The sequence below is a fragment of the Rhodopirellula maiorica SM1 genome (genome assembly GCF_000346295.1).
In the GTDB taxonomy this organism is placed as follows: domain Bacteria; phylum Planctomycetota; class Planctomycetia; order Pirellulales; family Pirellulaceae; genus Novipirellula; species Novipirellula maiorica.
Genome location: NZ_ANOG01000547.1, coordinates 1 through 10,599, shown reverse-complemented (window position 1 = coordinate 10,599; position 10,599 = coordinate 1). Strand labels below are relative to the sequence as shown.

Below are 10,599 nucleotides of genomic sequence, written 5' to 3'. Positions count from 1 at the left end.
ATCCAATTCGTGCTTCGTCAATTCTACCGTGTGCACTTCGATCGCGCCGAGCAATCTGATCAGGGCAGCCCGATCAGGGCAGCCGAGTTGCTTTGGACGATCACGAGATGATCGGTCTCCCGTGATGGACACTGAACTCATGGATGACAGTAATCGGTCCCTCTGAGTTTTTGATAGAGTGGCTTCGGTTACTGAATACTCGCCTGCCGCTCGTAGTTGAAAACCGAACACAAGACTTGGCCCTAGCGAAGCCTCTCCCCTCGCATCTCGTTGCTGGAAATCATTTTGCCCATCAATTATTCTGCCAATATCCACATCCCTCTGTGCCAAATTTGAGGGAGACAACGTAGTCAGCTTCGCTTTCGGTCTCGTCGAACCTATCCAAATAAACGGCACATCCTCGTTGGCTTCGCCGACTGTTGGATCCGTTTTTACCGTGGGGTTGCTAGCTGGAAGCTCGTAATGATTTCACTTGCTTCCCCTGAACTGAATCGGATCTTTGACGCAGGGTATTTTCGCGGAGGGGTGGCTTTGCTATTTGCTGCGTGATCGCCAGCTTCCTTTATTTTCCTTTGCTTGGGAACGGTCTGAGTCCGAGAAGCATCTCTGCCCTCTCGCTGAGCGGTTTGGCAGTGAATTGAGGCTCGGTGAATTCCGCCAAATGGCTGGCGACAAGCGTGTACACGGACTGGCGATCCAAGCTGGTGTCCAGCTCAATGCATTTGCCTGAGTTTCTGAATAACTCAACGGTCGGCAACGTCTCGGCTTTGTAGGTGTCAAATCTCAGCTTCAAGCTTTCGACATTGTCGTCGCTTCGGCCGCTGTACTTGGCACGTCCCAAAACTCGCTTTTCCAGGACAGCGTACGGGCATTCGAAGTACAGCATCTTGGGCAGTTCCGCATCACGGCCGAAGATCTCGTACCACGCTTCGAGGTTCGCCAACGAGCGGGGAAAGCCATCGAGCAGGAAGTTCTTTTTTCCTGTTGTTCGCGTCACCTGCTCCATCGCGTCTTTGAGCAGCGTGACGATGATTTCGTTGGGAACCAATTGGCCCGCTGTGATGAATTTGTCGATGATCGCCGCAGTCGGCCCACCCGACTGTTGCTGGTCGCGGAGCAGATCGCCAGTCGATAGATGAGTCCAGCCAAGTTGTGATTCGGCGAGCTCACACATCGTTCCTTTCCCGGCGCCGGGGCCACCGAGCACGAAGACGACGTTGGGTTTGGGGCAAGGCAGTCGCGGGTCGAAGTGATGCAGGACCAATTTCGGAGCCGGTGCGACCCCTTTTTTATAGACGTGCCATTCGCGGTCGGTCGGCGGCAGATCGTCGTCGCATGTCATGTCGTAGGCAAGATGTCCGTCGAGCCGACAGATTCGCCACGATTGATAGCTGTTGGAGTAGGAGATTGCGGGGCTTCGGGCAGCCTTTCCGTCGGCACGGTCCCAGGCCATCTTGCCGTTCCAGTAGCCCAGGCTGGAAACCGTGCCCGATTCCGACTTCGCCGGAGGTGCGGTCGAGGGGACAAAAAGTCCATCCACTTCGGGAAGCCCGGCTCCGGAGACTTCAATGAAGAAAGTGTTCGGTGGGGATTCGTTGGTTTCGGCCATGGATTTTTTGACGAGTGAATGACGGCAATGCGAGACAGCGTTCGCCCTGATCATAACCTTTCTTGGCTGGTGGCGAACCTTGCTGCGCCGGATGATGCGTGCCGAGGCGTATGTCGGCTGCATCGGTGATGCAATTCGGATAGTGCACATATCCCACTAGCTTCGGAAAAATTTAATCTCGATGCGCCCCTTCGCCATTTTTTGGTGCCAGTTGATCATTGGGCCCCGCGCCCAATGCCATCTACTTTCGTAGTGGGACTCGCCAGAGTTCCTGATGTTTCAACAGCAAAGATGGGAATTCTGGCGAATCCCACTACTTGAGCATCCCCCAATGGTTGCCAAAGTAGATGGCATTGGGCACGCGTCGCCGGTTAAGCTGCGCGTTCGTGGTATGCTGATGACGGGAAGCCCGTTAGAATGACACCGCTGGACGTAGAAAGCCGCTAGAGGTGGAGCGAACCAAAAGGGAAAGGCTGGTCGGGGTTGCAAAATTTCCTCGATACCTGCGGTCATCCGATTCTCCGCATCTTATTTCAATCTCGTTTGATAAACGGTAGGCACATGGGACTCTTTGATAAGCTTCGTGGCGAACTGATCGACATCATCGAATGGATCGATGATTCCAACCACACCTTGGTTTGGCGGTTCCCTCGCTACAACAATGAAATCAAAAACGGCGCGCATCTGATCGTCCGTCCCGGGCAAGTCGCGGTGCTGGTGCATGATGGCGAGATCGCGGACTTGTACCAGCCTGGGCATTACGAGTTGACGACTCAAAACATGCCGATCATGACGACCTTGGCAAGCTGGAAATATGGATTCGAAAGTCCTTTCAAAGCCGAAGTCTATTTTGTTAGTACTCGGCAAATCACGGATCTGAAATGGGGCACCCCGAATCCGATCATGATGCGGGATTCGGAGTTCGGGCCGATCCGAATTCGAGCGTTTGGAACCTATGCGCTTAAAGCGATCGAACCCAAAGCACTACTTCGCGAGATTGTTGGAACCGATGGCGATTTCCAATCGGACGAAGTCACCGGGCTGCTGCGTTCGATGATCACGTCCTCATTTTCGGATGTGATCGGCAAGCTCAATATCCCCGCACTTGATCTGGCGTCGCGTTATCAAGAGATTGCCGCGGCGGTGCGAGCCGAGGTGGTCGAGCAGATCGACGATGAGTATGGACTCGATTGCCCCCAGTTGATTGTCGTCAATATTTCGCTTCCCGAAGCAGTCGAAAAAGCGCTCGACACACGTACCAGTATGGGCGTCATCGGCGATATGAACCGCTATCAGCAGTACCAGATGGGACAAGCGATGACGGCGGCGGCAGAAAATCCAGGTGGCGGAGGTGCCGCTGAAGGAATGGGCCTAGGAATGGGGTTTGCCATGGCCAGCCGCATGATGCCGCAAGCGGGCGGTGCTTCCGGCGCCGCAGCTCCCGCACCGGGTGCTGCTCCACCGCCGCCGCCCCCAACCGGCGCTTGGCATGTCGCGGTGAACGGCGAAACACGAGGCCCATTTACGATGCAGCAGATGGCTGCGGGGGTCAGCAGCGGTGAAGTACGGGCCGACACCACGGTTTGGACCGCAGGCATGCAAGGCTGGGCAGCCGCATCGACAGTCCCTCAATTAGCAAGCCTGTTTAGTGCCACGACCCCGCCACCACCACCGCCAGCCTAGTTCCCGATAGCGGAGCCGTGGGCCGTGAGGCACCGGGTAACACGAGAGCTGGTTCAGAACCGCTGCGGAGTGAGCCCAACGGCATCGACTTTCGCAGTGGGACTCGCCAGAGTCCAAGGTGCATCGACAGCGAATACGGGAATTCTGGCGAATCCCACTACTTGAACATCAGAATTCTGGCGAATCCCACTACTTGAACATCAGAATTCTGGCGAATCCCACTACTTGAACATCAGAATTCTGACGAATCCCACTACTTGAACATCAAACGCTGGGTAGCAAAGTAAATGGCATTGGGCTCGCCTCCGACCGTCAACGATAATCAACACTGATTTCGCAACATGAAAACCGCAGCACATGACGTGCTCCCATCCCGAAGTTCGACCAACCGCTTGCCGTGTCGGCACGTGTGGGGACCGAGTGGATTGTGGATGCGTATGGCTGCAGTGCCGCGGCGCTACGGAATCTCGAAATCGTCGGGGGAATTTGCCGCGACGTCGTCACCGAACTCGGGTTGCAAGTCGTCGGCGTACCGCAGCAGCATGCGTTTCCAGGTCACGGCGGCGTTACCGCGATGTACATGCTGAGCGAATCGCACCTCGCATGCCATACCTATCCCGAGCATCGGTTGGCAACCTTCAATCTGTATTGCTGCAGCGATCGCCCGGCCTGGGGTTGGCAGCAACAATTGGCGTCTCGATTGGGGGCCGGCGAAGTGGTGGTGCGAAAGGTCATTCGCGGCGACCACGCCCACGGCAATCAAGACGTCTCTGGCCAACAAGCTGAAACCACAACTCAAAACGTACAGCGAGAGCAGGGATGAAGCATCGCAGTGCAGCATGTCCGTCGTGTGGTGGCCCGGTTGAATTCAGAACCGGATCGTCGCTGGTGACAATTTGTGACTTTTGTCAAACCGCCGTCGCGCGAGCCGACAAGGATGTTGCCGATTTTGGCAAGGTCGCGGACGTCGGCGAAACCAATTCAGGATTGCGACTCGGTTTATCCGGCAAATTTAACAAACGTGGCTTTTACATCTCGGGACGCGTCCGTTATTCGCACCCGGCCGGTGGCATTTGGGACGAATGGTACTTGGTGTTCCCAGGCGAAAAGTGGGGATGGTTGACCGAGGCACAAGGCAAATTTTACTTGATGTTCGAACGCGAGCTGACAAGTAAAATCAAATTGCCGGAATACGACTCGCTGTCACTCGGCAATCAAGTGGAACTTGGACGCAGCCAATTTTCGGTTCGCGAGAAAGGGATTGCGTCGGTGGCGGCTGCCGAAGGCGAAATTCCGTGGGCGGTGCATCCCGGCGCGGATCACAAATTTGTCGATTTGCAAGGACTCGAAGGGACGTTTGCAACGCTCGAATATGGCGAGCGAACAAGCGTGTTTATCGGCAAAGAAATCTTGCTGGCGGATCTTGGCGTCGATACCGGCGGCGCGGATCCTGAGAGTGAGAAACTGCCCGTCGCCGCGCTGCAGCTAAATTGTCCGAAATGTGGGGGAACGCTGGTATTGCGGACGCCCGATGAAACCGAGCGTGTGACGTGCCCCAATTGTCATTCGCTGTTGGATGCCAATCACGGAAAATTGGCCTATCTGCAAACGTTAAAAGCCAAAGACATTCATCCGGTGGTTCCGATCGGTACCGAAGGCGTTTTCTTTGGCGATAAGTATACCGTGATCGGAATCATGGAGCGCTTTGCCCTGTATGAGGGCAAGACGTATCCGTGGACCGAGTACCTGTTGCATAATCATGAACTCGGGTTTCGCTGGTTGGTGGAAAACCGAAATCATTGGTCGTTCGTTAAGCCTGCGTCGTATATGGGCAGCACGTTCGGCAGTTCGGTGACCTACAATGGCGAATCGTTTCGTATTTTCGATCGCGGTGTCGCGTACGTCCGCTACGTGGTGGGCGAGTTTTATTGGCGAGTTAAGGTCGGCGACTCGGTTCAAACGGCGGACTATATCGCACCGCCCAAGATGTTGTCGATCGAAGAATCGAAAACAAAATCATCCGAAGAGCGGAACGTTTCCGAAGGAGTCTACTTGGATGCCGAGCAGATTGAAGCGGCGTTTGGGATCAACGGCGTTCGGCGCGGCTGGGGTGTAGGGCCGATCCAGCCCGGTCCCAAATTGGGCAAAGAGTTTTATTTGTCGTGGGGCGGTTTCTTAGGATTGATTCTGCTAGTCCAGCTCGTGTTCTTTTTACGTGCTGATGGTTGGATGACCTTCTATGCGATGCTTTTTGTTTCGATACCAATTATTGCATTCCATTTTTATGCCCATCACTTTGAACGTCAGCGTTGGGCCGAAAGTGATTACAACCCGTACCCCACCAGCGACTAGATAAAACAATTGGCCGGTGGGAACCGGCCCTACGCTCCGTCAACGATTTAATAGACGACAGTTGATTCCAGCTCGATCCTAGGGGTGAAACAAGCTCGCTAGTTAAAAAGTTTTCATTATGAAAAAGACAATGTTCATTATTTACCTTTGTTTCGGGATGAGCGTGTGCGCGTGGTATTCCGTTGCGGCGGCCAAAGGTTGGCAGGCGCCTAACCTCGGGTTTTTCGAAGGGTTCGCGGCCGGGCGGGTGTCCGGCGGCGGTTATGGTCGATCGTACGGTGGTTCTTGGGGAGGCGGAAAATAGTGTTGGGAATTCAAATGAGTATGCAGTCGTTGTTATTGATCACCGCGCAAGCGGCGGAGAGTTCGATGAATTTATTGGGTGTTCACCTGATCGCCGCGATCCTGTTTGCGATCGTCGGAATTCTGGTTCTGTTTGCGTCGTTGTGGATCATGGAAAAGTTGACTCCATTTTCGATCGTCAAGGAGATCGAAGAGGATCACAATCAAGCGTTGGCGACGATCGTCGGTGCGATTGTGTTGGGGATTTCGGTGATTATTGCCGCCGCGATTCTGGGTTAAACAACGTTGATGAATCGTGCTCCGCTCGCCTTGCTGTATCTGAATGTGCTCGTCATTGCGACGTGTGGGCTGATCTACGAATTGCTCGCCGGGACGCTGGCTAGCTACTTGCTCGGCGATTCAGTCACCCAGTTTTCGCTGGTGATTGGCGTCTATTTGTCGGCGCTGGGGATCGGGTCGTGGTTGTCGCAGTATATCGAAGAGAAACTGGCAAAAACGTTTATCGAAGTCGAACTGGCACTTGCACTGGTGGGTGGTTTGTCGGCTCCGTTTTTGTTTGTCGCGTTTGCTTGGATCGAGTGGTTTCAAGTCTCGCTATTTGGACTGGTGCTGCTGATTGGCACCTTGGTCGGACTCGAGCTGCCGCTATTGATGCGGATTTTGAAAGAGCATCTCGATTTCAGCGATTTGGTGTCTCGTGTTCTGACATTTGATTACATCGGCGCACTGCTCGCGTCGCTGTTGTTCCCAATCCTGCTGGTGCCGCAATTAGGATTGGTGCGAACCTCATTGCTGTTCGGCATCTTGAACGCCTTGGTCGGATTGTGGGGCACCTATTTGCTGCGCCCCATCCTTAGCAATAAAGGACTGGGGGGATTGCGAGGACGAGCCATCTTGGTGGTTGGCATGTTGGTCGTCGGATTTATCAAGGCGGATTCGTTGACCACGATCGCCGAGGAACGGATGTTGTCGCATCCGATTGTCTACGCCAAACAGTCGCCTTATCAACGCATCGTCGTCACGCAGAACCAACAAGGGTTTCAGCTGCATTTGAATGGGCATTTGCAGTTCAATTCGGCGGATGAATACCGTTATCACGAGGCGCTCGTGCATCCGGTCATGTCGGCGGCGGTGGATCCGAAACATGTGCTCGTGCTCGGCGGCGGCGACGGACTGGCGGTTCGCGAAATCTTGAAATACCCATCCGTTGAATCGGTAACGCTGGTCGATATTGATCCGGAAATCACCTCGCTAGCCAAAACGTTTGGTTTGATGGTCGATTTGAACCAACGAGCGTTGCTAGATCCGCGAGTCACGGTCATCAATCAAGATGCATTCATTTGGGTACGCGATACGGCACAACAATTTGATGTCGCGGTCATCGACTTTCCCGACCCCAGCGGCTATTCAGTGGGGAAGTTGTACACAAGCCGATTTTTTCAAATGTTGAAACAACATCTGAGCGATTCGGCTCGGATTAGCATCCAGTGCACTTCGCCGTTGGTCGCGCCGAATTCGTATTGGTGCGTTCTCAACACGCTCAAAGCAACGGGCTTTGATGCGATTCCGTATTGCGCGTCGGTTCCCTCGTTTGGTGTTTGGGGATTTGCCTACGCCACGATGATGCCGTCCGACGGAGCTCCGGTTGAATTGTCCGATGCGGTGGGTGAGCTTCGGTTTCTAAACCCATCACAGCTCAAGGCGATGTTCGATTTGCCGTCGGATATTCAGCCGAAGGAAACGGAGCTCAATCGACTCAACAATCAGGCGCTCGTGCGTTATTACGACCAGGAATGGAGTCGCAGCGAGTGAGCGATTCGCCTCCGATGTTAAGTCGTCGCGATCTGATGACGCTGTTGCTTGGTACCGGTGTCGCGGCAGCGGTTGGATGTTCTCGGCAATCGCTGCCACCGGAGGGCGAATTGCTGAGTCCCGATCTGTCGGTCGGGCACCGCATTCGTGACGGACTGCGGCCGGTTTTCGATTCGAGTGCCAGCGAGCATGTGGACGTGTTGATCGTGGGGGGCGGTATCGCGGGGCTGTCAACTGCTTGGCGTTTAAAGCGAGCGGGGTTCGAGGATTTTCGTCTGCTGGAAATTGAAAAGGTCTTTGGGGGCACATCGCGTAGCGGACAAACCTCAGCGTTTGAGTTCCCCTGGGGAGCCCACTATGTGCCCGCACCGATGAAAGAGAATCGGGCATTACTGACACTGCTCGAAGAGATGGGCGTCGTGGTTGGCAAAAACGATGACGGTTCGCCGCGAGTCGCGGAGCAGTACCTTTGTCGCGATCCCGAAGAACGTGTGTTTGTCGACGGTGAATGGATCGAGGGACTGTATCCCTCTTCGGGTGCGTCCGCTGAGGATCTGCGTCAGCTAAAGAGGTTTCAGGCGGAAATTGATGCCTGGGTTACCCGTCGCGACGATCAAGGCCGACGAATGTTTGCCATTCCCACCGCGATAGCATCCGATGGTGACGTGGTTAGATCGTTAGATCAGATTTCGATGCAGCAGTGGATGGACGAGCACGATTTTTCGTCGCCACGATTGAGATGGCTCGTCGATTATTCGTGTCGCGATGACTATGGATTGACGATCGATCAGACGAGTGCATGGGCCGGGATTTTCTATTTCGCGTCTCGAGCACAAACGACCAGCACATCGTCTCAGGACGTAATGACTTGGCCCGAGGGAAACGGTCGATTTGTCAAGCATTTTGTCAATCGCGTGCAGGATCATTTGCAACCCACGACCGCCGTTTGCGATATCCAGCTCGATCCGGCGGAGAAAGACGTCGCGAAGATCACGGCGTGGAACAGTGTCGCGGATCATGGCGTCAACTATGATGCCGACCATGTTGTCTTTGCTGCCCCGCAATTTTTGGCACCCTATTTGATCCGCGATTTTCCGCGGATTGCCGATCGATCGACTCGGTCATTTTCGTACGGTTCATGGGTGGTGGCGAATGTTCATCTGCGTGACCGTCCGCGTGAAGACGGCATGCCGATGTGCTGGGACAATGTGATTTATGACAGTAAGTCACTCGGCTACGTCACGTCGACCCATCAAACGGGGCTCGACCACGGGGCCACCGTGTTGACGTGGTACTATCCGCTGACGCAGCTCGAAGGCAAGCTATCACGCCAACAGTTGCTGGGGATGACATGGTCCGATTGGGCCGAGATTGTGGTGGCCGACTTGTCGCGTCCGCACCCCGAGATTGATTCGTTGATCACCCGCATCGACATCATGCGCTGGGGGCACGCGATGATCCAGCCGCGGCCGGGATTTGTATTCAGTGATGCCCGGCGACAGGCTGCGAAACCGATTGGCAACTTGCATTTTGCGGGGACCGATTTAAGTGGGGTCGCGTTGATGGAAGAGGCTTTCTATCACGGCGTGCGTGCTGCCGAAGAGGTGCTGGCCAAACGAAACCATCCTTTCGAGTCGCTATTGTAAGGTTATGGTCACGGTGTCCGAACATGCGAGTGGCGAATCGTTTCCATGGCTATTTTCGCCACGCGTGGATTTGTTTACGTTTTTGGGCAGTGCCTTGATTGCGTTTGCGTTGTTGGCAATCGGCATTCCCTTTGGTTGGTTGCAGTCGGACACGCCCGAATGGGCTTGGATTGTCGCGATCTTGTTGATCGATGTAGCGCATGTGTATGCCACAGGGTTTCGAGTCTATTTCGATCGTGCCGAACTAAGTCGTCGCCCTTGGTTGTATGGGTTAACACCGGTGTTGGCGTTTGTCATTAGCTGGGCCGTTTACAGTGAAAGTGTGGTTGGTTTTTGGCGAGCACTTGCGTATTTAGCCGTGTTCCATTTCATTCGTCAACAGTATGGCTGGGTTGCCCTGTATCGTTCCCGAGGTGGCGAAACGAGTCGAGCCGGTTGGTGGATCGACGCCAGTACGATCTATCTCGCCACGATTTATCCGCTGGTCTATTGGCACACCCATTTGCCTCGGCGATTTTGGTGGTTTCGCGAGGGAGACTTTGCCACGATTTCGTTTGACATCGCGGCCTGGATCGCGCCGCTGTATTGGTTGTCATTGATGCTGTACGCAGCGCGTTCGATGTACCGTGGATTTGCAAGAGGCAAATTTTCACCGGGAAAGGACATCGTCGTCCTGACGACTGCATTATGTTGGTACGTCGGCATCATCACGCTGAATTCCGATTACGCATTCACCGTGACCAACGTGATCATCCACGGCGTGCCCTACATGGTGCTGGTCTATTGGTACCGCTGGCGACAGACAGACGCCACCGGCAAGCAATCGGCACAAGTTGCTGCAACACGAGTGGCAAAATTTTTGGGGCTGGTGTGGTTGCTGGCGTACGCCGAAGAATTGCTCTGGGACAGTGGCTTATGGCAAGAACGAACGTGGATGTGGGGGACGGGGATTTTTGGCTTTTTAGGTAACATCGAAGGGATCGATGTGGCGCTGGTTCCGTTGTTAGCCGTTCCACAAATCACGCATTATGTATTGGACGGTTTCATTTGGCGGCGAAGATCGAGCCGGCGGCTCACGGAGATGGTGTCCTAGCGAAACTGTAGGCCGGATCAAGTCGCGGTAGCGACGCAGATCCGGCGGGTGCGAATTTGATTGTTGGTTCGTTTCCGCCACTCCCCACTCCCCACTCCCCA

General features: G+C 54.5%; 8 protein-coding genes. 7 read left to right on the top strand and 1 reads right to left on the bottom strand.

From position 1 onward, the window contains the following. Positions 1-562: 562 nt before the first annotated feature. On the bottom strand, positions 563-1,609 hold the full coding sequence (locus RMSM_RS17615; RefSeq protein ID WP_040767770.1) for a nucleoside monophosphate kinase: 1,047 nt from the start codon (positions 1,607-1,609) through the stop codon (positions 563-565). A gap of 561 nt (positions 1,610-2,170) precedes the next feature. Between RMSM_RS17615 and RMSM_RS17610 the strand changes: the two genes are divergently transcribed. From RMSM_RS17610 to RMSM_RS17575, 7 genes are all read left to right on the top strand, one after another. Continuing rightward, positions 2,171-3,292 (top strand): SPFH domain-containing protein, encoded by a 1,122-nt coding sequence (locus RMSM_RS17610; protein WP_008699056.1) that lies wholly within the window; start codon positions 2,171-2,173, stop codon positions 3,290-3,292. Positions 3,293-3,689: 397 nt separating this feature from the next. Beyond that, positions 3,690-4,115 carry an S-adenosylmethionine decarboxylase family protein gene (locus RMSM_RS17605; RefSeq protein WP_008699055.1) on the top strand — a complete coding sequence of 142 codons (426 nt, stop codon included), beginning with the start codon at positions 3,690-3,692 and terminating at the stop codon, positions 4,113-4,115. Then, a complete protein-coding gene (locus tag RMSM_RS17600) occupies positions 4,112-5,644 on the top strand; it encodes a DUF4178 domain-containing protein (RefSeq protein ID WP_008699053.1) in 1,533 nt (510 codons plus the stop codon). The genes RMSM_RS17605 and RMSM_RS17600 overlap by 4 nt, the downstream gene beginning before the upstream one ends. Before the next feature lie 303 nt (positions 5,645-5,947). Then, positions 5,948-6,226, top strand: a complete 279-nt coding sequence (locus RMSM_RS17590) for a DUF350 domain-containing protein (RefSeq protein WP_008699052.1) — start codon at positions 5,948-5,950, stop codon at positions 6,224-6,226. Positions 6,227-6,232: 6 nt separating this feature from the next. After that, positions 6,233-7,759, top strand: a complete 1,527-nt coding sequence (locus RMSM_RS17585) for a polyamine aminopropyltransferase (RefSeq protein ID WP_201767046.1) — start codon at positions 6,233-6,235, stop codon at positions 7,757-7,759. Next, positions 7,756-9,405: a flavin monoamine oxidase family protein gene (locus tag RMSM_RS17580; protein ID WP_160168312.1), complete on the top strand. Its 1,650-nt coding sequence runs from the start codon at positions 7,756-7,758 to the stop codon at positions 9,403-9,405. The genes RMSM_RS17585 and RMSM_RS17580 overlap by 4 nt, the downstream gene beginning before the upstream one ends. 4 nt (positions 9,406-9,409) lie before the next feature. Continuing rightward, on the top strand, positions 9,410-10,498 hold the full coding sequence (locus tag RMSM_RS17575) for a hypothetical protein (RefSeq protein WP_008699045.1): 1,089 nt from the start codon (positions 9,410-9,412) through the stop codon (positions 10,496-10,498). Positions 10,499-10,599 lie beyond the last annotated feature (101 nt).